This is a genomic window from Sphingomonas spermidinifaciens (genome assembly GCF_002351485.1).
Lineage (GTDB): Bacteria > Pseudomonadota > Alphaproteobacteria > Sphingomonadales > Sphingomonadaceae > Sphingomonas > Sphingomonas spermidinifaciens.
The window spans coordinates 1,751,343-1,778,150 of sequence record NZ_NWMW01000001.1 but is presented as its reverse complement, the minus strand read 5'-3'; the positions used below and the strand labels follow the sequence as shown (position 1 = coordinate 1,778,150).

The window sequence follows — 26,808 nt, the reverse complement described above, 5'->3', positions numbered from 1 at the left end:
GATCGGCGGTCAGCGCGCCAGCGCTGCCGCAATGCTCTCGCGGACCCGAGCCAGCGCGGCCGCTTCCGCGTCGCGCTGGCCCATTGCCGCCCATGACCCATCGGCGTCGAAGGTGCAGTGCCCGTGGACGGTTGCCACCAACGATCGCGCGAGCGTGCCGACCGCCTCGTCCGGCACCCGGCCGAGCGCCGCCGCGACCTCGCCGACGACGATGCCGGTCAGCTCTCCGCGCACCGCGGCCTGATCGGCGGGGATCGCGTCGGCTGCGACGCGGTGCTCGTAGATTGCCGACCAGCGCAGCGGATTGGCGCGGGCGAAGGCGAAATAGGCGCGCACCAGCGCGGCGATCCGATCGCTTTCCGCATCGGCCAGTCGCGCCCGCAGCGCCTCCGCCCAGATTGCGAAGGTCTGCGTATTGATGGCCATCACCAGCCCGTCCACGTTGCCGAAGACATTGTGAACGGTGCCGATGGTGTAGCCGACGCGCTTGGCGACTTCGCGTGCGGAAAAGCCCGCGAGGCCGGTTTCCGCCATCAGCGCCTCGCCGGCCTGAAGGATCAGCGCGTGCAGCTCTTCGCGGCTGTGATCGGATCGCCGGCCCATCGCTTATCCCGCGCGCCGGAACAGCGTGCCGCTGCGCGGCGTGGCACGATTCGACGGCTTGAGCGCCTGCAGCGTGGTGGTGATGCCGCGCGGACCCCGCGTCAGGGTGAACAGCGTCTGGCCGCGGCGATAGCCGTCATCGAACATGTTGTCGGGACCATAGCCATAGAATTTGACGATCGCGGATCCGCGCTGCGGGGTAATGGTGCACAAGATCCGCTTGTTGGTCTGCAATCCCTGACCCTCCAGGCGGCACCCGGTCGATCCCGCATTGGGGCCGACCTGAAGCCGATAGGTGATGAAGGCAGCGATGCTGTCCCCAGGATCGGTTCCGCCGCGGCGGCCGACATCCTCCTCCCAGACATAGCGGCCGTGCCAGCCCGCGACCTGCGCGGCGGCGGCGGTGGGCAGGGACGCGGCAGCAGTCGCGGCCGCAATGGTGAGGGCAACCGATCTTGCGCCAAGGAAGGTCGTGTTCACGATGCTTCTCCTTGTGGGGTGCGGGGATAGTACGGCAGTGCAACGTTTGAAACGACGCTGCGCTTCACGAGGTCGCGAGCGACATTCGACCGGTCAGCGGCGTGACGGCGAAATTGGCACCGCCTCGGCGCGAGGGCCACATCGCGATCTGGAAGCGCTGCTTCGCTGCACAGGCGTTGACGGTCCACACCTCGAAGTGGCCACCGAGCGTCAGGGCGGGGCGAGTCGGCTGACGCGGCACATAGCTGCGCGGCATCACGTCCATATGCGCCGAATGCAGAAAGCGACAGCCGCCGGTCCGGCTCGAATATTCTGCGATCTGTCGGAGCACGTCGACCTTGAGCTGCGCGCTCGCGAGGCTCCGGCCGGTGATCTTTAGCGGGTAGGCGGCGGCCGGCTGGCTACCGGTGACGGTCGCGGCGGCAAGCGCGGCGGCGGCGATCAGGTGCTTGGCGTTCATCGTCCTTCTCCTTGCGACCCTAACAGCAGGGCGGCGAAACCATGTCGGCCTCAGGCAGAGGAAATAAACACTGCTCAATTAATAGAAAATGAACGGTGCTCATTTTCGTGGGGGGTCACTCAATTGGCGAAGGCGGATCGGTGGGGCGCGCAGGCGCCTCTCTTGCTAGCGCAGAGCGCGACAGCGTCGTTCATGCTGGTGGCTAGTCGATCAACGTGCTCGCGCCCGTCGCGGGCGGCGTCACGCGGTTCGCTACCGCGTGCGTTCAATCCGAGGCAGCAACAGGAAGAACCCAGCGGCCGAAATCGCCAGGGCGGCCGAAAGCAGTGCCATCGGCGTCAGATTGCTGCCCGTCGCGTCGCGCACCGCCGGCACCGCGTTCTGCGCGACGAAGCCGCCAAGATTGCCGATCGAGTTGATCGCGGCCAGCCCCGCGGCGGCATGTGCTCCGGTCAGCAGGCGCTGCGGCACGCTCCAGAACATGGGTTGCCCCGCGAACACCGCCGCGGCCGCCAGGCACAGGCATGCGAACTTTACCGCCGCGCCGGGCAACACGACGCTCCCGATCAGTGCCGCCGCCGCCACCAGCATCGGCGCGACGATATGCCACCGGTTTGCGCCGTGTCGGGCGGCATGCCGCGGCACCGCCCACAAGGCGAACGCGACGCACATCCACGGCACGATGTTGAGCAGGCCGTTCTGCAAATCCGATGCCCCGAAACCGCGCACGATCGTCGGCAGCCAGTAGCTGAGGCCGTACGCGCCGAGCGGCATGGCGAAATAGAGCGCCGCCAGCCGGAGCACGTCGGGATCGATCATCGCGCGCCACGCCGATCCGTCCGCCACCTGCTTGGGCTCGGCCGCGAGGGTGTCGGCCAGCCACGCCTTTTCCGTCGCACTCAGGAACCGAGCGTCGGCCGGCCGGCTGGGCAGGGCGAGCAGCACCACCGGCGTCATCAGCACCGCGGGGATGCCCGTCGCGACGAAGATCCACTGCCAGCCGGCGAGGCCCCAGAGCCCGCCCATCTCCAGCAGCGCGCCGCCGATCAGCGACCCGACTGCGTTGGCGACCGCACTCGCGATCATGAACCATCCGACCATCCGTGCACGCCGTGCCTGCGGATACCAGAGCGTCAGGACGTACAGGACGCCCGGAAAGAACCCCGCCTCGGCCGCACCCAGAAGGAAGCGCAGCACGTAGAACATGGTCGCATCGCGCGTGAAGCCGAGCGCGACGGTGATCAGGCCCCAGGTGCCCAGGATGCGCGCGAACCACACTCGCGCCCCGACCCGCGCGAGAATGACGTTCGACGGGGCCTCGAACAGGAAATAGCCGAGGAAGAACAGGCTGGCGCCCAGCCCATAGGCCGCCTCAGACAGACCGAGTGCATCGACCATCTCGAGCTTGGCATAGGAGACGTTCTGGCGGTCGATATAGGCCAAAAGGTACAGGACGAAGAGCAGCGGCATCAGCCGCCGGCTGATCCGCCGCAGCGTTTGCTCGCCCATGTCCGCGGCGGTCGAACCGTCGGTCGGGGATCGCCCATCGCGCATGTCCGCTCCTCCATTTTGAGGTGCCTATGCCCGCGAAGCAGCGATCCGGCCAGAAAAAGTGGTCGCGCCTCACAACTTGTCCGCCCGCAACGCCGGCGCGTCTGCCCTGCGCGGCCAACGACTGCACCCATCGATTAACGGCGGCTCTGGGCTTCCAAGGATGCGCAGCGGACGGGAAGGAGCGCGAAGGCCGGATCCGCGCCCGCATCAGCTGTTCATGGTCGAAGCGGGCATATCGCGCGCCGGCGCGCCGAACCTGGCCCGGTCGCCCTGCTCGCTCGGTCGCGACGGCGGGCGGCGATGCTGTCGGGCTCGGCGGCCGTCACGCCCGCGAGGACGGCATCGCACTCGTCAAGCCCGAAGGAGATGGACACCGCGCGACCCGAGCGTCCCCGAGGCGCCCGAACGCTGGTCGTCGCCGACCTCGCCGGCTGCGACGGACAGCGCGCTCAACGTCCGCATTCCTTGCGATCCGGATTGCGACGGCAGCGGTCACGCCTCGCGCGCTCGGCCATGATCTGTCCGTTGCGCGCGAGCTCGGATGCCGTGCGCGCCTCTTCGAGTGACCGGAGCCGCTTGTCGTCCCGCCGGCGCTGCTGCGCGAGCATGCAGTCGCTATAGGCGGGCGAGCCGCGACGTGCGCCGAACTGGTCGCAGGTTCCGCTGTCGTTCAGGAAATTGACCTGCCGTTGCTCGGCGCCCGACATGCATGCCGAGAGAGACACTCCCAGCAGCGCGGCGACGATGGGCGCCGATCGGATTTTCATTGAACGTTGACGCATGAACTCGGTCCTTCTGATCCGCTGAAAAACAGCACCGACATCCGTGGCGCCGACGGTGCCCCTCGCAAGAAGCAGCCGAAGATTGCGCGAACATGATCCTCGATAGAAACCGGCCCCGGCGATGCCGCACGAAGCTGCCTTAGGTGGTTTGGCGAGCGGTGCCCTCGCGTCGGGCGTGGGTTCCGCGGCGGGGCGATACGATCATCGGTAACCAGGTCGGCTACGGCATGGACGGGCGGCAGGATCCGGTCAGAGGCTCGCCAGCCGGATCAGCGCCCCGCCCGCCGCCCCGGTGGCGACTTCGACACGACCGTCATGCGCGATCGCGACTTGCCGTACGAGGTGAAGGCCGATTCCGGACCCGTCGGGCTTGGTCGTGAAGAAGGGTAGGAGGACATCCTGGCGCAGCGCTTCGGCGATGCCGGGACCATCGTCCTCGACCTCAATCAAGAGGCCCTCCGTGGTCGTTGTCATCCTCAGCCAGACGCGACGTCGGCCGGGCATGTCGCTTGCCTGGGCGGCGTTACGCAGCAGGTTGAGCAGCGCCTGCGCCAGCAGATCGGGGTCGGCGTCGATCGTCAGCGCCCCGTCGATCGCGCATTCTAGCCGGTGTTCGACCCATTCGACCGCGAACAGCCGGGCGAGCTCGTCGGCGAACGCGCGCGCCGCGAAGCGGCGGCGGCGCGCTACGAACGGGCGGGCGACTTCGCGATAGCTGTCGATGAAGCGCCGGGTCGATTCATCCTCCGGCTGCTCGTCTGGCGGTTCAGCCGGGGCGGTGCTGGTTGCCAACCTGATCGCCTGGTGGCTGATGCGCGACTGGCTCAACGGCTTCGACCAGCGCATCGCGCTGACGCCGGTGCCGTTCCTGCTGGCCGGCGGCCTCGCGCTCGGCATCGCGGTGGCGACCGTCGCCGGCCATGCCTGGCGCGTCGCGCGGACGAGCCCGGTCAAGGCGCTGCGGTACGAATGAGGGGCGGTCGGCAAGGCCCGCCGCGCCAACCGCCTTTGCGCTACCCCTCGGCGACGATCGCGCGGAGGTCGGCGGCGAGGCGCATCGGATCGAACGGCTTGACGATCACGCCCCGCGCGCCCGCCGCGAGATAGCCCTCGATATCCGATGCCTGCGCGCGCGCGGTCATCAGGATGACGGGGACGGTGGCGGCCCGATCGCCACGACCGGCCATCCGCTGCATCAGCTCGATGCCGCCCATGCCCGGCATCATCACGTCGAAGACGAAGGCATCGAACGCAGTCGGATCGGCATCGACCAGCGTCAGCGCCTGCTGCGCCGATGCAGCATCGACGACGTGCAGCGACGGATCGAGCCGCAGTGACAGCGTCGCGATCTGGCGCACGTCGTCGTCGTCGTCGACATAAAGGATGCGAAGCGGGTCGGACATTCAGCTCTCCGGCGTTCGGCCATCGGCGATCGCGCGCACGATCGAGCGCAGATCGGGCAGGGTGGTGCGGGACTTGGTGACGACGGCGGCGGCGCGATCGACCAGCGCCTGCGACACCGCCTGCGCCGAGTGGACGACGACGGGAATGGGACAGCCATCTGCGTCGATCAGGTGGGGCAGCAGCTCGATGCCGTTGCCGTCGGGTAGGGCGAGGTCGAGGATGACGATATCGGGGGTCCGCTCCTTGAGCAGGCGGCGTGCGGTGGCCAGGTCGGGCGCCGTCAGCAGCTCTCCCTCGCCCGCCATCGCTGCGGCCATGACAGTGCCCAGATCGCGGTCGTCCTCGACATTGAGGATGACGGGGCCGCCGGCCCGCTGTCGGCGCGTCCGGCTTTCATGCAGCGCCGACCGCACCGCCGCCTCGTCGATCGGCTTGGCGAACCAGCCGACAACGTCGAACGGCAGCGCCGCCTCGCACTGGGCCAGCGCTTGCGAGACGATCGCGCGCGGCACCTCGCCGAGGTCCGGATCGCGCTCGAGCCACGTCCGCAGGTCAGCGTGCCGCTCGGCCGCCAGATCGAGGTCGAACAGGAACAGCGCCGGTGGCGTCGCCGATCGTGCGGCCGCCTCGACCGCCGCGATCGTAGAGACGGGTTCGAGCACGGCGCCGTCCGCCTCGACCATCGCGGCGATGCGCGCGATCGTCTTGGCATCCTCAGACAGCAGCATGATGCGGTCCCGGGCCACGCGGCGCACCCGGTCAAGCGCGATGACGAAGCTTGCGCCGCCGCCGGGCGCTTCCTCGTACCAGACCGACCCATCGTGCCCGCCGACGATTTCGCGCACGATCGCGAGACCGAGGCCGGTGCCGCCCCCCTGGTCGGAGGGCGCCTGTGCGAAGCGGTCGAAGATGCGGTCGCGAAACTCCATCGGCACGCCCGCACCCTCGTCGGAGATGGCGAGCAACGCGCGGCCGTCCTGCGACCGGGTGGCGATAGTGATTCGCGAACCGTCGGGAGTATGGCGGATCGCGTTGGAGAGGAGGTTGCCCGCCGCCTGGATCAGCCGCTGCCGGTCGCCACTGACGGTGAGCGGTCCGTCGTCCGCCTCCACTGCGATGCGGATGCCGCGCGCCTCGGCGGCGGCGCGATAGCTTTCGGCGGTGTCGGCCGCGACCTCGGCAAGGTCGATCTCGGCCATCTCGAGCTGCATCGCACCCGAGCTCAGCTTGTCGAGATCGAGAATGTCGTTGGTCAGCCGGATGAGCCGCCGCGCATTGTTCTCCGCGATCGCGACCAGATTGTGGGCCGGGCCGGGCAGTTCGCCGGCAGAGCCCGCGCGCAACAGGCCGAGCGCGCCGATGACCGAGGTTAGCGGGGTGCGCAGCTCGTGGCTGACGGTCGCGATGAAGTCGCTCTTCATCCGCTCGACGGCTTGACGCTCGGACACGTCGCGCAGCGAGGCGACGACGTGGAGGCCGTCGGGCAGCGGCATCAGGCCGAGCGAGACGTCGACGGGCACCTCGCGGCCGTCGCTGGCGCGCGCGGTCCGGTCGACGCGCATCGGCGCGGCGATGCCATCCTCGCGAACGCCGACGCGTTCGTGGAACGTGCCCTCGCCGGGGGCGATGTCGAGGATGCAGGCGACGTCCCGCCGCTCGAGCTCGCCCGGCCGATAGCCGAGCAGGCGGAAGGCGGCGGCATTGGCCTGTTCGATCGAACCGCTGGGGTTGAAAATGACGATCGCGTCGCTGGTGCTGTCGAGGATCGCGCGGTGCCGCGTCGAGGCGTCCTGAGCGGCGACCGCCGCCGCCCAGCGCTGCGCACGCAGCCGCCATAGCACGGCGAGGCCGAGCACGAGCGCGACAGTAATGATCGCGACCAATGCCCAGGCACGGCGCTGGACCGATCGGCTGCGCGCCTCGAACCGATCGCCCGCTTCCTTCGTCTGTCGATCGCTGCGGTCGATCTGGGCCTGCATCAGCCGCTCGATCCGGCCCATCAGCGCCAGACCCTCGCCATCGGCGATGCGCGTCGCGGCGCGGTCCCATCGCCCGGCCGAACCCAGCGACAGCACCTGATCCATCTCCGCGAACTTGGCCGCGACCACCTCTTCGACCGCCGCGTCGCCGGTCAGCGTCCGATAGCGCGCAAGGCGCGCCTCGGCGATGCGCTGCGCCGGTCGATAGGGTGCGAGGAAGCGCGGATTCCGCGTCAGGACGTAGCCGCGCTGCGCGGTTTCGGCCTGGCGCAGCGCGGCGCGAAGTTCGAGCGCGGTCTTCGTCACCTCGGCGCTGGTTCTGGCAACGCGGCGCGCCTCCTGGACCCGCGAATATTCGCCGCCGAGGAACAATGCGAAGACGACGAGGATCGCCGGCACGAGGATCGCCAGCGCCACGAACTGCACCGGCGACGGGGGGCGAAGGGTTGCGCCCCCTGTCATCGGCTCGCCTGCCGGTGCGGATCGCACGGAGGCGTCCGGTGGACGGAGATTATCGACGGTGTTGCGGGCACGGCACCTCCCGCCTGGCCAAACGGCCATTGTCGACAGCGACCCGGCCGCTCACGCTCACTTGCCCCCTTCGCGCATTCATCGGTACTCCTCTGACAAATAACCTACCTGTCGTGCCTTGATGAAGATCATATGTTACGCCGAAAAGCGCGCGCGTTCCGGCGCCTCGCCGCTCGATCCGCGGCCGCTTGTCGTGGCGATCGCCGATCGTGATCGTGCCCGCCGGCGGATTGTCAGCGCGATCGTGCGCGGCCTCCATGCCCGTGTGACCCGGCACGCCGACGACGCGGGTGCCGTCGTCGTCCTGCGTGCGCCCGATGCCAAGACCCGTTCGAGCGGGGTGCCGATCCTGACCTATGGCGCGCCGGCCGCGCGAAGCTGGCGTCCCGAGCTTCCCATGCCCGACGACGTCACCGCGTTCGGTGCGGCGCTGGCGCCGTGGCTCGATCGCGGGGAAGCGCTCAACGGCACGGTCAAGCAGTTCGGCGACGCGGCGATCGGACCGATGGCCGCCCGGCTGGCCGAGGAGCTCGAACGCTTTCTCGTCGCCCCGGCACTTGATCCGTTCGAGGCGCACCGGCTGGGGGGCTTTGCCGGGACGCTCGGGTTTCGCCGGCTCGCGCATTGTGCCGAGCGCCTGTCGCAGGATCCTGCCGCGTTTACAGCCGCGGCACGGCGCGAGGCCGGCTGGGCGATTGCCGCCCTGAACGACTATCTGCGCCGCCGCGCGGATCGATCGGCGGCGGACTGAACGGCGGCGCTGTCCATGACGGGCGGCGTCGCCTTCGCCTGTGCCCTCAGCACGAGTTCGGCGGCAAGCAGCGCCTGGCGCTGGTCCTGCGCAACCGCGGTTCGCTCGACGACATCGCTGACGAACTGCGGGCCGAAGGGCAGGGGGACGCGGCTGCAATCCTCATGGCGTGACCCCTTGGCGTCGGTGATGAAGAGGTGGTCGCCGCCAGGCCGCCCGGCCACGTCGATATATTTGCGCAGTTCGATGAAGCCTTGCGTGCCGAGGATGAACAGCCGTCCATCGCCCCAGGTCGACAGCCCGTCGGGCGTGAACCAGTCGACACGGACATAGCCGGTGCCGCCGTCGCCCCTCAGCGTCATGTCGCCAAAATCCTGGAAGCGCGGATGCTGGGGCGTGCCGACATTGCCCGCCTGTGCCGAAACCACCTCGGCGCGGGTCGAGCCGGTATAGAACAGGAACTGGTCGGCCTGATGGCTGCCGATATCGGTCAGGATGCCGCCATATCGCGCGGTGTCCCAGAACCAGTCGGGGCGGCTCGCCGGGCTCATCCGGTGCGGCGCGAGGTTGACGGTCTGCACGACCTTCCCGATCGCGCCGGCCTTCACCAGTTCGCCCGCGCGCACCGCGGCGCGCACCTCGTAGCGTTCGGAATAGAGGATCGCGAACTTCCGCCGCGTCTCGGTGATGGTGCGGCGGACGGCGGCGAGCTGGGCGAGGCTGGTGATGCCGGGCTTGTCCGACAGGAAGTCCTTGCCGGCCCGCATCACCCGGATGCCGAGCGGCGCGCGCAGGTCGGGGATCGCGGCGCTTGCGACGAGCTGGATATCGCGCGCCTCGAGCACCTCGGCCTCGCTGCGCGCAAGGCGGACGTCGCCATAGCGGTCGAGGAATGCCGCGCGCTGCTTGGCATCCGGCGCATGCACCATCGCCAGCGTGCCGCCGCCGCGGATCAGCGCGTCGGTCATTGCATAGATGTGCGGATGGTCGAGGCCGATCACCGCGAAGCGGATGCGGTCGCGCGCCGACGGGTCGGGACCGCGCGGCGGGCCGCGCTCGGGCGCGGCATTGCCCTGCGCCGTGGACTGGGCATGTGCACCGCTCATCGCCATTGCAGCGCTGCTGATGCCCAATCCTGCCAGCAATGCGCGCCGATCGACCTGCTGCATGATACCCCTCCGAAAAGATGTCTTACCGATTTTAATATTGGCCTGTCATATCCGCTATGATAGCAGATCGTAAAGCGGCGAAGACGCTGTACGAGAGCGGGGGCAGTTGGCGTGTGGATGACGCAGGCGATGCGATGGTTCGGGGCATCCGACCCGGTATCGCTTCGGGATATTCGGCAATCGGGCGCGACCGATATCGTGAGCGCGCTCCACGATCTGCCCAATGGCGCAGTCTGGCCGGCCGAGACGATCGCAGCCTATCGCGACCGGATCGAGGCGGCTGGCCTTCGCTGGCGCGTCGTCGAAAGCGTGCCCGTCCATGATGATATCAAGACCGGCACGGGCGATCCCGCTCGCTTTCTCGACGCCTATTGCCGGACGCTGACGAACCTTGCCGCGGCGGGCATCGACGTCGTCACCTACAACTTCATGCCCGTGCTCGACTGGACGCGCACCGACCTTGGCTGGGAACTGCCCGACGGCGCGAGGGCGCTGCGGTTCGAGCATGAGATGGCGGCGCTCTACGACTGCTTCATCCTCCGCCGGCCGGGGGCGGAAGCGGACTATGCGCCCGACCTGCTCGAGCGCGCGGCGCGGCGGCATGCGGCGATGGACGAGGGCGCGTGCGCCGCGCTCGAGGCGACGATCATCGCCGGCCTGCCGGGCAGCGAGGAGGGCTTCACCCGCAACGGCTTCCGCGAGGCGCTGGCGCGCTATGCCGAGCTCGGCGCCGACGCGCTGCGTGCCAACCTGATCGCCTTCTTGGAGGCGGTCTGCCCGCATGCCGAATCGCTCGGCATCCGCCTGGTCGTCCATCCCGACGACCCGCCCTTTCCGCTGTTCGGCCTGCCGCGCGTCGTCAGTACCGAGGCCGATGTGACCCAACTGTTCGAGGCCGTGCCGAGCGCCGCCAACGGACTTTGCTTCTGCTCGGGCTCGTTCGGCGCACGCGCGGACAACGACCTGCCCGGCATGGTCGAGCGGCTTGGCAGCCGGATCGGCTTCCTTCACCTCCGCTCGGTCCGTCGAGAGGGCGGGGGCACGTTCCACGAGGCTGCGCATCTGGAGGGCGACGCCGAGATGCCGCGCATCGTCGCCGCGGTCCATGACCTGCAAATGCGCGAGGGTCGCTCGATCCCGATGCGGCCCGACCACGGCCACCAGATGCTCGACGACCTCAACAAGCGCACGCTGCCGGGCTATTCACTGCTCGGGCGGATGCGGGGCCTTGCCGAACTGCGCGGTCTCGAACGCGGCATCGCCCACGCCCGCGCCAACTGACAGAAGCGGGAACGCCCGCGACGAGGGAGAGAAGAGCGTGACACCCAACGGACCGACACGGCCCGCCAGCAATGTGCGCTGGATCATCTGCGCGCTGCTCTTCTTCGCGACGACGATCAACTATATCGACCGCCAGATCATCGGCATCCTGAAACCCACGCTTCAGGCCGAACTGGGCTGGAGCGAGGTCGACTACGGCAACATCGTCTTCTGGTTCCAGGCCGCCTACGGGATCGGCCTGCTTGCGTGCGGGCCGATCATCGACCGGATCGGCTCGAAGCTCGGCTATGCCGGCGCGATCGCGATCTGGAGCCTGGCGGCGATGGTCCATGCGCTCGCCCGCACGCCGGGCGGCTTTGCGGCGGCGCGGTTCGCGCTGGGGCTGGGCGAGGCGGCGAACTTTCCTGCGGCGATCAAGTCGGTCGCCGAGTGGTTTCCAAAGAAGGAGCGCGCGCTTGCTGCGGGCATCCTCAACGCCGGGGCCAATGTCGGCGCGATCGCGACGCCGATTATCGTTCCCGTCCTTGCGATCCAGCTGGGATGGGAGGCGGCCTTCATCATCACCGGTCTGCTCGGCTTCGTCTGGCTGGTCGCGTGGCTCGCCTTCTATCGCAAGCCCGCTGAGCATCCGCGCGTCTCGCCCTCCGAGCTCGCCTTTATCAATTCGGACGTCGCCCCGGCGGAGGACGCGCCGAAGATCCCCTGGTCCGCGCTGTTCCGCCGCCGCGGCACCTGGGCGTTCATCGCGGGCAAGTTCCTGACCGATCCGGTCTGGTATCTGTTCCTGTTCTGGTTGCCCGACTTCTTCGCCAAGCGCCACGGCCTCGACCTCAAGACGTTTGGCCCCCCGCTGATCGCCGTTTATCTGCTCGCCGACGTGGGGAGCATCGGCGGCGGCTGGCTGTCCTCGGCACTCATCAAGCGGGGGATGAGCGTCAATGCCGGGCGCAAGGCGGCGCTGCTTGTCTGCGCGCTCTGCGTCCTGCCGATCTTCTTTGCCAGCAGCGTGTCGGGGCTGTGGACCGCGGTTGCGATCATCGGCCTTGCCGCCGCGGCGCATCAGGGCTGGTCGTCGAACCTCTACACGATGGTCAGCGACACCTTCCCACGCTCTTCGGTCGCGTCGGTGATGGGGATCGGCGGCGCGGCGGGGGCGGTCGGCGGCATGCTCATGTCCACATATGTCGGGCAGGTGCTCGAGACGGTGGGCAGCTACGCGCCGGTGTTCGTCTGGGCGGGGAGCGCGTATCTCGTGGCGCTGGCGATCATCCACCTGCTGGTGCCGCGGCTGGAGGTGAAGGCAGGGGCGTGACCCTACTTCCCGCTCGTCCCGAGCGAAGTCGAGGGAGCTTGCCGAGCGAAGCCGAGGCACCCTGCCGCCTTCTCGCTGCGCTCGAATAAGTCCCTCGACTTCGCTCGGGACAAACGGGGGGAGGCTAGACGCTCACCAGATCCCGCGGCCACTCCAGCGCCCGCCCGCTGTCCATCGCCTGTTCCCCGAGCAACGACGCGACGCTGGCATAATACGCCTCTTTCAGCAGCCCCGGCAGCTCGCGCCCCTTGCGCACCGCCTCGCCGAACCCCTCGAACTGGAGCATCGTCTCGTCATACTCGCCCCAGCCGAGCGGACTGCCCGGCGTACGGACAGGGAGTTCGGGAAACCAGGTCGCGCCGCCGATCGGCACTGCGCGCTTCTTGCCCTCGGCGACGTCGCACTGCATCTGCGCGAGAGCGGGGACGGCGGCCGGGTCCTCCGAATAGATGCGGCCGAGCTCGGGCTCGATCGTCCCCTTGCTCCCCTGGATCTGCTCCTCGCAGCCATAGCGGGCGTTGTTGAGCAGCGACGTGTAGATCGTCTTCCGCCCGCCCGGATAGTCGAAGACCAGCGCGACATGGTCATAGACCTCTCGCCCGTCCTTCCAGAAGCAGATGCTGCCCGACCCCATTACCCGTGTCGGCAGCGCGTCCATGAACCAGTTGGCGACCTGAAGCTGGTGCGTCGCGAGCTCGGTCATCAGCCCGGCGGAGCGATCGCGATAGAGGCGCCAGTTGATTTGCCGGTCGGTGGCGTCCGCCGCCACCGGGCGGCGCCAGCTCTTGTTGCGGTGCCAGCTGGCGCGCACCTGCGTGATCGTGCCGATCTCCCCCGCTGCGGCGCGCTTGCGAGCATTGAGATAGGTCGGGTGGAACATGCGCTGGTGGCCGATCTGGAGCACCTTTCGGGCGGCGCGGGCGCGGGACACCATCCCGCCGCAATCGGCGATCGTGCGCGCCATCGCCTTCTCGCACCAGACGTGCAGCCCGGCATCGAGCGCCATGAAGGTCTGGCTGGCATGCAGATCGAGCGGCGTCGCGATCACCACCGCATCGATGCCCCTCGCATCAAGCATCGCGCGATAGTCGGCGAAGCTCGGCGTTCCTGCGGGCACCAGCGCCCGGCCGCGCGCCAGATGCGGGGCATAGCTGTCGCAGATCGCCGCAACGGTGCAATTCTTTGTCTTGAGGATGTTCTGGATCAGCGCCCGACCGCGATCGCCGGTACCGACGACGCCCAGTCTCACCCGGTCGCCGCGCTGAATGCCTGCCGCCGCCGCACTCGCCCAGGGAGCTGCCGCCGCCATGCCGACGCCGGTCGAGGCGGCGAGCACGCGGTCGAGAAAGCCGCGGCGGGTCAGGTCGAAGTCACGCTCGTTCATACAACATCCTCTCGCGCCGCGGTCGTTGCCGCGGCATGATGATAAAGGCCGCGACCGCCGGGGCTCGCCGCGATCAGCGCCGCCGCCTCGTCCGCATCGGCGACGATCAGCGCGGTGCTGATCGCCTCGGCCAGCGCGCCGTTCGTCTCGACCGCCACCGCGGTCCGGGCATCCGTCACGGCACACCCGTCGCGTGGGCGGACCGTGGCGGCGCGGTTCGGTGCGAGCATCCCCGCTCCGGCCGTGGCCGAGATCGACAGCGCGGCGTCCTCGACCTCGATCACCGTCAGCGTCGCCCCAACCTCGACCGGATCGGGTATCGCGAGCGGCCAGCCCCCGCCGAGCGGGTGCGACCCGATCACCGCGATCGAGCTTTCCCCCGCCGACAGGAGTGCGCTCGCCGCCCCGCCGGCGCGCAGGATATCGGCCGCGCGATCAAGCGCATAGCCCTTGCCGAACCCGCCAAAGTCTAACGCCGCCGGCACCCTGGCCTCGATCCGCGCAGCCACAAGGTCGATCGACAGCGCGGGCCAGCGTCCCGGCACGCCGACGGCGGCGGTCGGGTCGAACAGGCCGCCGGTTGCCGCGACCGCGTGGGCCGCGCGTCCCAGCGCATCGAGCAGGATCGGATCGTCGATGGCGGCGGTCCCGCCATCCGCCAGCACCTCGTTGAGCGCCGTCGTGGGCGAGGGGCGGTGGATCGTCAGCGCATCGTCCACCGCCTCGATCGCGCGCCGCGCGGCGGTAAGGCAGTCGGCATCCACCGCGCCGAAGACATGCAGCTCGACGCGCGTTCCCATCGCGGCGAACCGCTCGATGCGCGTCTCGGTCAGGCGTTCAGCCCCCAGCCGGGCGCATAGTCGACTGCCCAGAGCTTCATCGCCGCCGCGCTCGCCGGGCGGCCCGTGCGCGGATCGACCTTGAGGTCGGCATCGGTGCGATAGGCCATGTTGCCGAGGTGGCAAAGCGTCGTGCTGATATGCCCTTCCGCGATCGGCGAGTTGAGCGCCCGCGATTTGCCGCGGATCACGTCGATGAAGTTCTGCGCGTGATAGACGTCAAGCGCGCCCTCGCCGACGGTGCCCGTGGTCTCGGATTCGGTCGGCGCCTTGACCTCGCGGATCAGCTTGCCGTCGAGACCGTAATGCTCGAACCCGTTGCGGTCGACGATCGCCGATCCCTTGGTCCCGAGCAGCAGCACGCCGCGCCCGCGCCCGAAGGTCTGGATGCCGTTGCAGCTCTGCCCGTTCCAGCGGATCGTCCGCCCGCCCTCATAGTCGAGCGCAAGGGCGAGCGAATCGTACATCTCCCAGTCGTCGCCCTTCCAGAAGTTGCGCGCGCCCTTCGCCGACACGGCCGTCGGGTAGGTGACGCCCATCAGCCAGCGGGCGATGTCGAGCTCGTGCATCGCATTGTTGCAGATCTCGCCCGTCCCGTATTTCCAGAACCAGTGCCAGTTATAATGGACGAGGTTGTCGCGGTAGGCTCCGCGCGGGCGCGGCCCCTGCCACAGCTCCCAGTCGAGATTGGCGGGGGGTGCCGTGACCTTGCCCTTGCCGATCGACTTGCGGTTGTTGGCGTACCAGGTCTGCGCCTCGTAAACGTCGCCCAGCGTGCCGTCGCGGACGAGTTCGAGGAGCTGACGCGTCTCGATGCTCGACCGCTGCTGATTGCCGACCTGAAGAACGCGGCCGGTGCGCTGCTGCGCGGCGATCAGCGCCTCGCCCTCGGCGGGCGCGATGCCGATCGGCTTCTCGAGATAGACGTGCGCGCCGGCCCGCATCGCATCGACGCCGATCTTGGCATGCGAATGATCGGGCGTCGCGACGGTAACGATATCGACGTCCTTGCGGGCGAGCAGCCGGCGATAGTCGCGCTCGAGCGCCGGTCGCCGATTGCCCTTCCCGGCGAAGGCGTCGGCGCGCTTGGCGAGCACGTCCGAATCGACATCGACCAAATGGGTGATCTCGCACCCCGGCACCTTGGTGAAGGCGCTCATATGCGCCTGACCGCGGCCGTTGATGCCGACCACCGCGACGCGGAGGCGATCGTTCGCACCCTGGATGCGTGCATAGCTTCTGGCGGTCATCGCCAGCCCGGCGGTTGCGCCCGCGCCCTTCAGGATCGTTCGGCGGTCCATCCCTCGTCCCCTCAAAATTCGCGCAGCTTGATCGAACGGAAATCGACGCGGTCGCCATGATCCTGGAGGAGGATCGGACCCGTCGCCCATTCGCCGAAGCGCGGCCATTCGGCGTATTTGCTGATCGCGACGAGCCGCCGGAACTCGGGCGATCCGCGCTCGTACTCGACCACCTTGAAGCCGTTGAGCCAATGCTCGACATGATTGCCGCGCACGACCAGCAGCGCGCGATTCCATTCGCCGGGCGGATTGATGCGCTTGCCCGGGCTGTCGGGATCCGACAGGTTGCGCGCGGTGATGAGGTCGTAGAGCGAGCCGAGCGTGCGGTTGCCGTCGCGCCCCATCTTCGCATCGGGATGCCGCGCATCGTCGAGCAGCTGATATTCGAGCCCGATCGCCGATCCCTCGCCCTTGAGCAGATTGGGATCGACGAAATACTTGATCCCGCTGTTGGCGCCGGGAGTCAGGCGGAAGTCGACCGACAGCTCGAAATCGGAATAGTCGCGCGTGGTGATGATGTCGCCGCCATTGGTCGACTCGCCGCCGCCCGAGGGTTCGACCGACAGGATGCCGTCCTTGATCGCCCAGCCCTTGGTGGGGAAGGTAGCCCCCTTGGCGCTGCGCCAGCCATTGGTGGTGCGCCCGTCCCAGAGCAGCTTCCACCCTGCGCGCTGTTCGCCGGGGCTCAGGCGGTTGTTGAGCCAGCCCTGCTGCTCGAGCTTTGTTTCGGGCAGGACGTAGCGCCCCGGGCGATCGGTGATGACGCGAATCTTGCGGAACCGGACCTCGGGCTGCTTCGCGGCAACCTCGTCCGATACCGAATGGACCTGCAGCGCGATGAAGCCGCGCGCGTCGGTGTCGTCGACCAGGTCGGCAGCGGGCACGCCATTGATCCAGGTGCGGATACGGTTGCCGATCGCCTCCACCCGATAGCGATTCCAGTCGCCGGACCTGAATGCCGCGCGCGCCGCCGGATTGCGGCCGAGCGTGTAGAGCCATTGCCGCCGCTGCTCGTCATAGAGGCCGCCGCTCCACCCGCGCTTCGACGGGTCGATCTCCGCCTGATAGCCGTGGACAACGCCGTTCCGGTAATCGGCGCGGCGCTGGCCGCGGATCATCATGCCCGAATTTAGGATGGGATCGGTCTTCGCCTCGAACTCGACGATGAAGTCGCCATATTGCTGGTTCGAGACGAGCCAGCTGTTGGGCGTGTTCGCTGCCGCGCGCCCGACCAGCTCGCCATTCTCGACACGGTAGGGGGCGTTGCCGCCCGCGATCGTCCAGCCGGCGAGGCCCGCGCGAGGCGTGATGTCGCGCCACGGCGCCTGGGCGGCGGCGGGTGCGGCGATCGCGCACGCGGCGACGGCGGAAACAAGGGCCACTCGCATCGACAATCCCCTCGACAAGCCGGCCTTCAGGCGGGCCGGTTTGCCGCGTTCTAGAATGTGGCTAGACCACAAGCAAGTGTGCTGTCAGACATTTTGATGAAGGTCGGGCTGCTGCACTTGACGGTGCCGCTCCGGCAGCGGAGGACGATCGTCGATCCAATGACGAGGACATGATGCAGACTGGGGAACAGGGCGGCAAGCTCTATCGCGGGATCGTCGAGGCGATCCGCGCCGACATTGCCAGCGGCATCTACGTCCCGGGATCGCGCCTGCCTGCCGAGCGCGACCTGACCGAACGGTTCGGCGTCAGCCGACCGACGATCCGCGAGGCAATGATTGCGCTCGAGATGCTCGGCCTGGTCGAGGCGCGCAAGGGATCGGGGGTGTTCGTGCTCGATTCGAGCGTCGCCGCGGCGGCGGGCGAGGCGGAGCTGGACATCGGTGCGTTCGAGATCATCGAGGCGCGGCGCCTGCTCGAGGGCGAGGTGGCGGCGGTCGCCGCGACCGAGATCGACGAGGCGCATCTAGCGGAATTGCGCGTATTGATGGCCCAGATGGACGATGACGATGCTGCTGCCGCCGAGGCCGCCGACCGCCGCTTTCACATCTGCATCGCCGAGGCGACGGGCAATGCCGTCATCATCGCCGCAGTGACCGATTTCTGGGACATGCGCTTCCGTTCGCCGCTCGCGCGCGAGGTGCTGCGCAAGGCGGGAAGCCTCGGCACGCAAAGCCGACTTGACGAGCATGGCCGCATCCTGCGCGCGCTCGAGGCGCGCTCGCCCGTCGAGGCGCGCGCGGCGATGCGTGACCATCTCAACCGCGTCATCACCCATTTGCTCGACGTCACCGAAACCGAAGCGGTCGAGCGCGCGCGTGCCGAAACCGCGCAGCGCCGGCGAGCCCTGGCCCGCCGAGCCGTGTAGAAAGCGATCGCACCGATCTGACAAAGTTGTAAGATCATATTGTCAGGCAGCATTGCCGGGCGTATGAGGGTTCCTGTCGGGCACGGCGTCGTCAGCATGTCGGCCCGGATCAAGTCGGTTCGCCTTCGCGAACCGCGATCGGGAGGGGACATGAGCGTGTCACTGCATCTGAAGCGCAGCATCCGTGCATCCACCAGCCTCGCGGCGCTGCTGATCGCGCTGCCGGCGGCGGCGCAGACGGCGCCAGCCGCCCCGCAGGAGGGCGAGAGCGCCGAGGATATCGTCGTCACCGGCTTTCGCGCGTCGCTGAACGAAGCGCTGATCCAGAAGCGCGAGGAGACCGCGGCGATCGACAGCATCGTCGCCGAGGATATCGGCAAGTTCCCCGATTCGAACCTTGCCGAATCGATGCAGCGCATCCCGGGCGTCGCCTTGTCGCGCGGCGACGGCGGCGAGGGGCGCAACATCTCGGTCCGCGGCCTCGGCGCGCAGTTCACGCGTGTGCGCATCAACGGGATGGAGGGTGTCAGCCAAGTGAGCGGCACCGACATCCGCGGCGGCGTCGCCAGCGGCCGATCGTTCGATTTCGTGACGTTCCCGACCGAGATTTTCTCGTCGCTCGCCGTCCGCAAGACGACCTCGGCCGATGTCGAGGAAGGGTCGCTGGGCGCCACGGTCGACCTGCGTGCGCCCAAGCCGTTCGATTCGAAGAAGGACTTCAACTTCTCGGCGACCGCGCGCGGCATCTACAACGATATCGCGAAACAGGTCGATCCGCGGCTGTCGGCGCTCGTCTCGAAGCAGTTCGCCGACAGCTTTGGCATCCTCGGCAGCATTGCCTATTCGCGGCGGCACATCGACGAATACGCCTATTCGGCGGTCGATCTGGTGCCCACCTATGCCTTTGGTCAGGCGCAGCCCGCCGGCACGCCGAATGCCGGCGTCGTGTTCCCGTTCTGCACGCCGGTCGGCTATGTCTATAACGGCGCGCCGACGACCAGCCCGGTCCCGGGCTTTACCAACAGCGGTAACTCGGTCGGAGCCGACGCGAACAATTGCTCGACCAACAATCCGCGCACCGGGACGGCCGCGGCCTATGATTATATCATGAGCCGCACCGGGGTGTCGGGGCGGCCGGGCGGCGGCGTCTTTCTCCCGCGCCTCCCCCGGCCGGTCAAGTCGAGCCAGGAGCAGGAGCGCCTCGCCGGCACGCTGACGGTGCAGTGGAAGCCGAGCGACAACACCGACATCTCGATCGACGGCCTCTATTCTCGCTTCAAGGTTGATCGCATCGACACCTATTTCGACGCACGCTCGTTCGGCCGCGCCGCCTCGAACCAGGGCCAGCCGATGACCTCGGTGCGCGAGATCGAGGTCGATGAGAACGGCTCGCTCGTCTACGGCCTGTTCGACGGTGTGGACCTGCGTTCCGAGATGCAGGACGAGGCGTTCACGTCGGAGTTCAGGCAGGCCAACTTCAATCTCGACCACCGCTTTTCCGACAGCTTCCGCATGTTCGGCCTGGCGGGCATCAGCGAATCGCGGCTCGACGTCGACCGGCTGCAGGTGGCGATCGATTCGAACGACACGCGGAACTTCTCGATCGACTTCCGCGACAATCCCGACATCCCGGCGATCGGCTATGGCATCGATCCGACCAATCCTGCGAGCTTCCTCTACGGCCCGCCCGTCTCGAACGGCGCCCAGCGCGGGCAGCTGTCGAACTTCATCCGCCGCAATACGATCGTCAGCAAGACGTTCGAGCTCAATGGCGAGTGGGAAGCCGACCAAGGCTTCACCGTCCAGCTCGGAGGCCAGTACCGCACCAACGAATATACCGCGCGCGAGCGTCAGTTGCAGACCAACACGCCGCTGGCACTTCCCGCCGGCGTGACGATCGCCGACTTCGCCTTCGTGACCGAGGGCGTGGGCAACAACCTCAACGGCCAGCTTCAGGATTTCGTGTCGATCGATCCCGACAAGTTCCGCAATGCGGTCGGCCTCGACAGCTACGGCTATTGCAACCTCGAATGCGCCAAGGGTGCCTATGGCGGCGTCAAGGAGACGTACAAGTCGGGCTATCTGATGGTGAAGTTCAACACCGCCGACGTCCTGCCCTTCGCGCTGCGCGGCGATGCGGGCGTCCGCTATGTCCGCACCGAGCTCGAAACCTATGGCGCGATCCCGGCGGCGGCGCCCGCCGGTTCGCCCTTCCCGTCGCGCTATATCGTGTCGGAAGTCGATCGCAGCTATGAGGACTGGCTGCCGTCGCTCAACCTCGCGCTCGACGTCACCTCGGATCTCGTCGCGCGCTTCTCGGCCGCGCGGGTGATGTCGCGGCCGGCCTATGGCCAGCTCATCCCCAGCGGATCGGCGAACATCAACATCCAGACGGCGTCGATCACCAACCCGTTCCTCGACCCGATCCGCGCCAACACGCTCGACGCCTCGCTCGAATGGTATTTCGCGCCGGGATCGCTGATCTCGATCGCCTATTTCTACAAGGACATCGAGACGTTCATCCAGTCGACGCGCGACCTCGTGCCGTTCCGCGACCTCGGTCTGCCGCTGTCGCTGCTCGAGAACACCGGCACCGGCGTCACGCCCGACAATCTGTTCACCGTCACCCGCAACAACAACACACCGGGCGGGCCGCTGAGCGGGATCGAGGTCAACGCGCAGGTGCCGTTCCGCTTCCTGCCGGGCTTCCTCAGCAATTTCGGCGTGCTGGCGAACTTCACGCGTGTGCGTTCGACGATCAACTACATCATCTCGCCGACGCTTTCGACGACCGCCTCGCTGACCGGCCTGTCGCCCGAAACGGCGAGCGGGACGCTCTATTACGAGGATGCAAAGTTCAGCATCCGCTCGACGGTCAATTATCGCTCGTCCTTCCTGACGAGCGTGCCCGGCGGGGGCTCGGTCGATGCCGACTCGCTGTCGAACTCAAGCTCGATCTTCGTCGATGCCTCGGCCTCGTACAACCTCACCGACAATATCAAGCTGATCGCCGAGGCGTCGAACATCACCAACGAGACCAACCGGCTCACCGCCGATTCGGTGCGGCAGGATCCGCTCTATACCGCCTATTTCGGGCGCACCTTCGCGCTGGCGGTGAACTTCACCTTCTGAACCGCGCACGGGCGCCTGCCGATCGTCGGCAGGCGTCGCTGCGGCGCGCATTCATGCGCCGATCAGAAGCGGAAGGCGGTGCCCACATAGACCGCCTGGCTGTCGCGACGGGTATCGGTCAGCTGCGGCAGGCGTAGCCGTTCCTCGTCGGTGCGATAGCGAACGCCAGCGGTCACGTCGAAGTTGCGCGTGAGGGAGTAGGACGTACCGAGATCGACCGAATAGCTCGGCGTGTCGGCGACCATGCGCGGCTCGCTGCCCGCGGGCTTGTCGGCACGCGCCTGAACCCGGCCGCTCAGCCGCTTGCCGGTATAGCTGACGCCGAGATCGACCGATTCGCGGCTGCCGGGCAGCGCGCCAAGATCGACGCGCGATACGTCGCCCGACAGGGCGAAGCGCTTCCAGCCCACCGACATGCCGAGGTTATAAGCGATCGGCTGCATGCTGGCGGCCGCCGCGGTGGGGATCGTCACGCTGGCGGTGCGCAGCGCCTCGCCCCCACGGGCGGTCCGGGCGCGGACCGCGACGGTCACGTCCTGCCGCTTGCTCTGCTGCTCCGACGGCGTGAAGCGAAAGCCGGTGGCCGACAGCCCGCTGCGCGACAGCGCCGCGGCAAGGCGCGGGTCGGCGGCGGCTGGGGTGAAGGATCCGATGCCCGACCGGGCGGCGGCGGGCGCCTTTCGCGCAAGACGCAGCTCGTCGGGGCGCGGCGCGCCGGCGGCGGGCACGAGCGCCAGCGCAGTGGTGGCGACCACCCCTGCACCCAGCCCGATCATGGCCACCCGCAACCTCACGCGAATCCCCTCTGTTCCTGTCTTGCCAGTACCATGTTCCGGGCCCGCCGTTCCACCGGTTGCGGCGATTTAGACTGAGTGTTGCACGGCGTCCACAATCGGCCCTCGCGCCGCGCTGCTTGCGGCCTCCACGCGAGCGCCTATAGAGAGCCGGTACAAGCTTATCTCGAGGACTTCGCCGATGTCGCGCCGCCTGGCCCTAGCCCTTCCGCTCGTGTTCGCGCTCGCTGCCTGCGGCGGCAAGGGTGATCGCCCGCGCGACCTCGCCGCCAGCCAGATCACGACGATCGGCGTCAACAGCTACCTCTGGCGCGCCAGCCTCGAGACGCTGAGCTTCATGCCGCTCCTCCAGACCGATTCGAACGGCGGGGTGATTGTGACCGACTGGTATGTGAACCCCAACACGCCCGGCGAGCGGATGAAGGTCACCGTGACGATCCTCGACCAGGACCTGCGTGCCGATGCCCTGCGCGTCGCGGCGCTGCGCGAGGTCAATACCAACGGCCAGTGGGTCGCGGCGCCCGTGCAGGCCGCGACGGTCCAGAAGCTCGAGGACATCATCCTGACCCGCGCCCGCGACATGCGCCGCGGCGCGGTGGTCGGCTGATTTGAGAGTCCAGTCGGCGCCGGTCGCGCGCCGGCTTTCGACGGAGTTGAGAAGATGAGCCAGCGTTTCAACGCGCTGAAGGCCGATGCCCATTGGCAGGCCGTGTGGGACGAGCGCGCGACCTTCGCCGCCGACGATTCGAGCCCCAAGCCCAAGAGCTATGTGCTGGAGATGTTCCCCTATCCGTCGGGGAAGATCCACATGGGGCACGTCCGCAACTATACGATGGGCGACGTGCTCGCGCGGTTCAGGCGGATGCAGGGCATGGAAGTGCTCCACCCCATGGGCTGGGACGCGTTCGGCATGCCGGCCGAGAATGCGGCGATGGAGCGCAAGGTGCATCCCGGCGCCTGGACCTATGACAACATCGCCGCGATGAAGGCGCAGTTGAAGCGCCTGGGCTTCGCGCTCGACTGGACGCGCGAGTTCGCGACCTGCGACCCCGATTACTACGGGCACGAGCAGGCGCTGTTCCTCGACCTCTACGCCGCAGGCCTCGTCTATCGCCGCGAATCGTCGGTGAACTGGGATCCGGTCGACATGACGGTGCTCGCCAACGAGCAGGTCATCGACGGCCGCGGCTGGCGATCGGGCGCGCTGGTCGAGAAGCGCAAGCTCAACCAGTGGTTCCTCAAGATCACCCAGTTCGCCGACGAGCTGCTCGATGGCCTCGGCGCCCTCGAGCACTGGCCCGACAAGGTGCGGCTGATGCAGGAGAACTGGATCGGCAAGTCGGTCGGCCTGCAGTTTCGCTTCCGTCCGGTCGCTCCGTTCGACACCGAGATCGAGGTCTACTCGACGCGGCCCGACACGATCTTCGGCGCGAGCTTCGTCGCGGTCGCCGCCGATCATCCGGTTGCGCAGGCCTTGGGGGCGACGAGCGCCGAAGCCGCCGCCTTCATCGAAAAGTGCAAGCAGGGCGGGACGACCGCGGCCGAGCTGGAGACGGCGGAGAAGCTGGGCTTCGATACCGGCTGGCGCGTCGCGCATCCGTTCGATGCGGGGCGGGAGCTGCCCGTCTACATCGCCAATTTCGTGCTGATGGACTATGGCACCGGCGCGGTGATGGGCGTGCCGGCGCACGACCAGCGCGACCTCGATTTCGCGCGCAAGTACGGCCTGCCCGTGCCGCGCGTCGTTGCCGAGGGCGACAAGGTCGACCCGTTGTTCGAGGGCGACGAGGCCTATACCGGTCCCGGCGCGCTGGTGAACTCCGCCTTCCTCGACGGGATGGACGTGGAGGCCGCCAAGGCCGCAGTGATTGCTCGCGCCGAGGGCGAGGGCTGGGGCCGCGGGACCACCGTCTGGCGACTGCGCGACTGGGGCGTCAGCCGGCAGCGTTACTGGGGCACGCCGATCCCGATCATCCATTGCGAGGCGTGCGGCGCCGTCCCGGTCCCGCACGACCAGCTGCCGGTGAAGCTGCCCGAGGACGTCAGCTTCGACGTGCCCGGCAATCCGCTCGACCGGCATCCGACCTGGCGGCATGTCGATTGCCCGTCCTGCGGAGCGCCTGCTCGTCGAGAAACGGACACGCTCGACACCTTCGTCGATTCGAGCTGGTATTTCATCCGCTTCGCCAGCCAGCCCGGCGACAAGCCCTTCGACCGCGCGGTCGCCGAGCAGTGGCTGCCCGTCCAGCAGTATATCGGCGGGGTCGAGCATGCGATCCTCCACCTGCTCTACGCCCGCTTCTGGACCCGCGCTCTCTCTCATATCGGCCTGATCGACGTGAAGGAACCGTTCGCCGGTCTCTTCACGCAGGGCATGGTGACGCATGAAGTTTATCAAGCAGAGATGCCCACCAAAATCATCGACGGGGTCGAACATCAGGCTATCAATCGAACCCAATTCGTCTCACCGGAAGAGATCGAGCGACGCGACGGCCGGGTCTATCTGAAGGGATCCGAACTCGAAGTGACTGTCGGCCGCGTCGAGAAGATGTCGAAGTCGAAGAAGAACACCGTCGATCCCGGCCCGATCGTCGACCAGTATGGCGCAGACGCCGTGCGCTGGTTCATGCTGTCCGACAGCCCGCCCGAGCGCGACCTGCAATGGTCGGAAGCGGGGATCGAGGGCGCATGGCGCTTCGTCCAGCGGCTGTGGCGGCTGTTCACCGCCGAGGCGGCGGGTGAGGGCGAGGACGTGGTGCTGCGCCGCAAGCTGCACAAGACGATCGCCGGCGTCGCCGAGGATGTTGAGGCGCTGGCCTTCAACAAGTCGGTGGCCAAGCTCTACGAACTCGTCGGCGCGATCGAGAAGGCGGCCCCGTCCGCCGACCGCATCGCCGCGATCCGCGCGCTTGCCCGCATCGTCGCGCCGATGTGCCCGCACATCGCCGAAGAGGCATGGGCAGCATGGGGAGAAGAAGGCCTGATCGCCGATGCGCCCTGGCCCGAGGTCGACCCCGCCATGCTGGTCGAGGACAAGGTGACAATCGCGATCCAGGTCAACGGCAAGCTGCGCGACACGCTGACCATGCCCAAGGGCGCCCCGCGTGAGGATGTGGAGGCCGCGGCGCTTGCATCCGAGAATGTGGTGCGCATGCTGGAGGGCAGGACCCCCAGAAAGGTGATCGTCGTGCCCGACCGACTCGTGAACCTCGTCGCGTGATCCGCGCCGCCGCCTTTCTCGCCGCGTCGGCCTTGATGCTCGGCGGCTGTGGCCTGCGCCCGCTCTATGGCGGCGGCCCGCAGGGGGCGGTGCGTCAGACGCTCGCCGCGGTCGAGGTCGCGCCGATCGCCGGGCAGAATGGCTGGCTGGTCGCCAATGCGCTCCGCGACCGGCTAGCGGGAGCCGATGGGGTGGGAACGGCGCGCTACCGGCTTCAGGTCGCGCTCGACGACGACATCATCGGGCTTGGCGTGCGGCGCAACGACACGATCACGCGCGAGCGGCGGACGCTGCGCGCGCGCTATCAGCTGGTCGATGTGGCGACGGGCGGGGTGGTGCTCGACGCGACCGCGGGGTCGGACGCGGGGATCGACGTCGTCAGCAGCGAATATGCGACGATCGCCGCCGAGCAGTCGGCGCTCGAACGGCTGTCGGGGATCGTCGCGGACCGCATCGTCGCGCGCATCGCGCTCTACGCGCAGCGCACCCGGCCGACCGAATGAACCTCAAGCCCGCGCAGATGCGCGCGCGGCTCGAGAAGCCCGACGAGGGGACGCGCCTCTACCTCCTCTACGGTCCCGACGAATCGGGGACGGGCGAGCTGGCGGCGGTGCTCCAGCGCGCGCTGGGCGAGGGGGTCGAGCGCGTCGACATGGACGGGGCGATGCTCAAGGCGAACCCGGGCCGGCTGGCCGACGAAGCGGCGTCGATGTCGCTGTTCGGCGACAAGCGGTTCATCCGCGTGACCGGCATGGGCGAGGAGAGCCTGGAGGCGGTGACGCTGCTCCTCAATGCCGAGCGCGCGGGCAATCCGGTCGTCGCGATCGCGCCGTCGCTGCGCAAGACGGGCAAGCTGGTGAAGCTGGTCGAGAGCGCGAGCAATGCCGCCGCTGCCGCTTTCTATGTCCCCGAGGGTGCCGACGCCGTGCGCCTCGCCGCACAGATCGCGCGCGAGCACGGGCTGCGGCTCGGCGGGGGCTGTGCCGAGCGGCTGGTCGCGGCGACGGGCGGCGACCGCGCGGTGATCGTGCGCGAGGTCGAGAAGCTCGCCCTCTATCTCGACGCTGCGCCCGAGAGGCCCGCCGATTGCGGCGCCGAGGTATTCGACGCGGTCGGCGCAGTGCTCGACGAAAGCGCGATGGGGGCGGCGATCGAGGCGGTGGTGGGCGGCGACCCCGTGACCGCGGGTGTCGAACTGGCCGCGATCGCCGAGGACAATTTGGCCATCCCGACGCTGCGGCAACTCGCCAAGCGGCTCATCGCGCTCGCCGACATGCGCCGTGAGGTCGAGAGCGGCGACGCAGCGGCGGTCGTGGTCAAGCGCCACCGCGTCTTCTGGAAGGAGGAAGCCGCGACGATCCGCGCGCTCAACCGCTGGAATGCCGCGCAGCTCGCCCGCGCGGTCGAGCGAGTGCGGACCGCCGAACGCGCGATCGTCGCGCGGGGCAATGCGGGTGCGATCCTGGCCGAGGCCGAGGGGCTGGCGATCGCGCGGATGGGGCAGCGCTTGGGCTGAGG

Annotated in this window: 24 protein-coding genes; 10 read left to right on the top strand and 14 right to left on the bottom strand. The window is 68.3% G+C overall.

Annotated features, from left to right (window positions below; all coding sequences use genetic code 11):
- Positions 1 to 9: 9 nt before the first annotated feature.
- The 6 genes from COC42_RS08430 to COC42_RS18205 all read right to left on the bottom strand — a co-directional run bounded on the left by COC42_RS08430 (position 10) and on the right by COC42_RS18205 (position 4,671).
- The gene (locus COC42_RS08430) at positions 10 to 603 is read right to left on the bottom strand and encodes a TetR/AcrR family transcriptional regulator (protein ID WP_096342691.1); all 594 of its coding nucleotides are present in this window, start codon (positions 601 to 603) and stop codon (positions 10 to 12) included.
- Between the two features lie 3 nt (positions 604 to 606).
- The gene (locus COC42_RS08425) at positions 607 to 1,083 is read right to left on the bottom strand and encodes a DUF5991 domain-containing protein (RefSeq protein ID WP_096342690.1); all 477 of its coding nucleotides are present in this window, start codon (positions 1,081 to 1,083) and stop codon (positions 607 to 609) included.
- Between the two features lie 64 nt (positions 1,084 to 1,147).
- Positions 1,148 to 1,543, bottom strand: a complete 396-nt coding sequence (locus tag COC42_RS08420; protein WP_096342689.1) for a hypothetical protein — start codon at positions 1,541 to 1,543, stop codon at positions 1,148 to 1,150.
- 252 nt (positions 1,544 to 1,795) lie between these two features.
- Positions 1,796 to 3,097, bottom strand: coding sequence for an MFS transporter (locus COC42_RS08415; protein ID WP_096342688.1), 1,302 nt, complete (start codon positions 3,095 to 3,097; stop codon positions 1,796 to 1,798).
- Positions 3,098 to 3,546: 449 nt separating this feature from the next.
- Entirely contained in the window at positions 3,547 to 3,804 is a 258-nt protein-coding gene (locus tag COC42_RS08410) for a hypothetical protein (protein ID WP_217991266.1), read from the bottom strand.
- A gap of 324 nt (positions 3,805 to 4,128) precedes the next feature.
- The gene (locus COC42_RS18205; RefSeq protein ID WP_425442830.1) at positions 4,129 to 4,671 is read right to left on the bottom strand and encodes an ATP-binding protein; all 543 of its coding nucleotides are present in this window, start codon (positions 4,669 to 4,671) and stop codon (positions 4,129 to 4,131) included.
- Between COC42_RS18205 and COC42_RS08400 the strand changes: the two genes are divergently transcribed.
- Entirely contained in the window at positions 4,658 to 4,852 is a 195-nt protein-coding gene (locus tag COC42_RS08400) for an ABC transporter permease (RefSeq protein ID WP_425442828.1), read from the top strand. The genes COC42_RS18205 and COC42_RS08400 overlap by 14 nt on opposite strands.
- A gap of 40 nt (positions 4,853 to 4,892) precedes the next feature.
- Here the strand turns inward: COC42_RS08400 and COC42_RS08395 are convergent, their stop codons facing one another.
- Positions 4,893 to 5,282, bottom strand: coding sequence for a response regulator (locus COC42_RS08395; RefSeq protein ID WP_096342686.1), 390 nt, complete (start codon positions 5,280 to 5,282; stop codon positions 4,893 to 4,895).
- The gene (locus tag COC42_RS08390) at positions 5,283 to 7,724 is read right to left on the bottom strand and encodes an ATP-binding protein (protein ID WP_176484594.1); all 2,442 of its coding nucleotides are present in this window, start codon (positions 7,722 to 7,724) and stop codon (positions 5,283 to 5,285) included. It abuts the gene before it with no gap.
- Positions 7,725 to 7,914: 190 nt separating this feature from the next.
- Between COC42_RS08390 and COC42_RS08385 the strand changes: the two genes are divergently transcribed.
- The gene (locus COC42_RS08385; protein WP_141395813.1) at positions 7,915 to 8,544 is read left to right on the top strand and encodes a hypothetical protein; all 630 of its coding nucleotides are present in this window, start codon (positions 7,915 to 7,917) and stop codon (positions 8,542 to 8,544) included.
- Here COC42_RS08385 and COC42_RS08380 read toward each other — a convergent pair.
- Positions 8,505 to 9,713: a Gfo/Idh/MocA family protein gene (locus COC42_RS08380; protein WP_096342683.1), complete on the bottom strand. Its 1,209-nt coding sequence runs from the start codon at positions 9,711 to 9,713 to the stop codon at positions 8,505 to 8,507. The two genes, COC42_RS08385 and COC42_RS08380, sit on opposite strands and share 40 nt — an antisense overlap.
- 117 nt (positions 9,714 to 9,830) lie before the next feature.
- Here COC42_RS08380 and uxuA point away from each other — a divergent pair, with 117 nt between their 5' ends.
- Positions 9,831 to 10,994, top strand: coding sequence for a mannonate dehydratase (gene uxuA, locus COC42_RS08375; protein ID WP_096342682.1), 1,164 nt, complete (start codon positions 9,831 to 9,833; stop codon positions 10,992 to 10,994).
- A gap of 37 nt (positions 10,995 to 11,031) precedes the next feature.
- A complete protein-coding gene (locus COC42_RS08370) occupies positions 11,032 to 12,306 on the top strand; it encodes an MFS transporter (protein ID WP_096343186.1) in 1,275 nt (424 codons plus the stop codon).
- A gap of 124 nt (positions 12,307 to 12,430) precedes the next feature.
- Here the strand turns inward: COC42_RS08370 and COC42_RS08365 are convergent, their stop codons facing one another.
- From COC42_RS08365 to COC42_RS08350, 4 genes are read right to left on the bottom strand one after another with little or no spacing between them, the layout of a single operon-like run.
- Entirely contained in the window at positions 12,431 to 13,690 is a 1,260-nt protein-coding gene (locus tag COC42_RS08365) for a Gfo/Idh/MocA family protein (RefSeq protein ID WP_096342681.1), read from the bottom strand.
- Positions 13,687 to 14,490: an FAD:protein FMN transferase gene (locus COC42_RS08360; protein WP_096342680.1), complete on the bottom strand. Its 804-nt coding sequence runs from the start codon at positions 14,488 to 14,490 to the stop codon at positions 13,687 to 13,689. The genes COC42_RS08365 and COC42_RS08360 overlap by 4 nt, the downstream gene beginning before the upstream one ends.
- A gap of 29 nt (positions 14,491 to 14,519) precedes the next feature.
- Positions 14,520 to 15,830: a Gfo/Idh/MocA family protein gene (locus COC42_RS08355; RefSeq protein ID WP_096342679.1), complete on the bottom strand. Its 1,311-nt coding sequence runs from the start codon at positions 15,828 to 15,830 to the stop codon at positions 14,520 to 14,522.
- An 11-nt stretch (positions 15,831 to 15,841) separates the two neighbouring features.
- Complete coding sequence (locus tag COC42_RS08350; RefSeq protein WP_096342678.1) at positions 15,842 to 17,218, bottom strand: 3-keto-disaccharide hydrolase; 1,377 nt, start codon at positions 17,216 to 17,218, stop codon at positions 15,842 to 15,844.
- Between the two features lie 170 nt (positions 17,219 to 17,388).
- On the opposite strand from COC42_RS08350, the gene COC42_RS08345 reads away from it, so the two are divergent.
- Both COC42_RS08345 and COC42_RS08340 read left to right on the top strand, forming a co-directional pair.
- Complete coding sequence (locus COC42_RS08345; protein ID WP_245843937.1) at positions 17,389 to 18,144, top strand: FadR/GntR family transcriptional regulator; 756 nt, start codon at positions 17,389 to 17,391, stop codon at positions 18,142 to 18,144.
- Positions 18,145 to 18,294: 150 nt separating this feature from the next.
- Positions 18,295 to 21,276, top strand: coding sequence for a TonB-dependent receptor (locus COC42_RS08340; protein WP_096342677.1), 2,982 nt, complete (start codon positions 18,295 to 18,297; stop codon positions 21,274 to 21,276).
- 62 nt (positions 21,277 to 21,338) lie between these two features.
- Here COC42_RS08340 and COC42_RS08335 read toward each other — a convergent pair whose 3' ends face one another.
- Positions 21,339 to 22,070, bottom strand: a complete 732-nt coding sequence (locus COC42_RS08335; RefSeq protein ID WP_245843935.1) for a hypothetical protein — start codon at positions 22,068 to 22,070, stop codon at positions 21,339 to 21,341.
- Between the two features lie 181 nt (positions 22,071 to 22,251).
- Here COC42_RS08335 and COC42_RS08330 point away from each other — a divergent pair, with 181 nt between their 5' ends.
- Genes COC42_RS08330 through holA form a run of 4 tightly spaced genes read left to right on the top strand, consistent with a single transcriptional unit; the run spans position 22,252 to position 26,806 of the window.
- Positions 22,252 to 22,677, top strand: a complete 426-nt coding sequence (locus COC42_RS08330) for a DUF3576 domain-containing protein (protein ID WP_096342675.1) — start codon at positions 22,252 to 22,254, stop codon at positions 22,675 to 22,677.
- 54 nt (positions 22,678 to 22,731) lie between these two features.
- The gene (leuS, locus tag COC42_RS08325; RefSeq protein ID WP_096342674.1) at positions 22,732 to 25,290 is read left to right on the top strand and encodes a leucine--tRNA ligase; all 2,559 of its coding nucleotides are present in this window, start codon (positions 22,732 to 22,734) and stop codon (positions 25,288 to 25,290) included.
- 35 nt (positions 25,291 to 25,325) lie between these two features.
- Positions 25,326 to 25,793 (top strand): LPS assembly lipoprotein LptE, encoded by a 468-nt coding sequence (lptE, locus tag COC42_RS08320; RefSeq protein WP_096343184.1) that lies wholly within the window; start codon positions 25,326 to 25,328, stop codon positions 25,791 to 25,793.
- Positions 25,790 to 26,806 carry a DNA polymerase III subunit delta gene (gene holA, locus COC42_RS08315; RefSeq protein ID WP_096342673.1) on the top strand — a complete coding sequence of 339 codons (1,017 nt, stop codon included), beginning with the start codon at positions 25,790 to 25,792 and terminating at the stop codon, positions 26,804 to 26,806. The genes lptE and holA overlap by 4 nt, the downstream gene beginning before the upstream one ends.
- Positions 26,807 to 26,808: the final 2 nt, after the last annotated feature.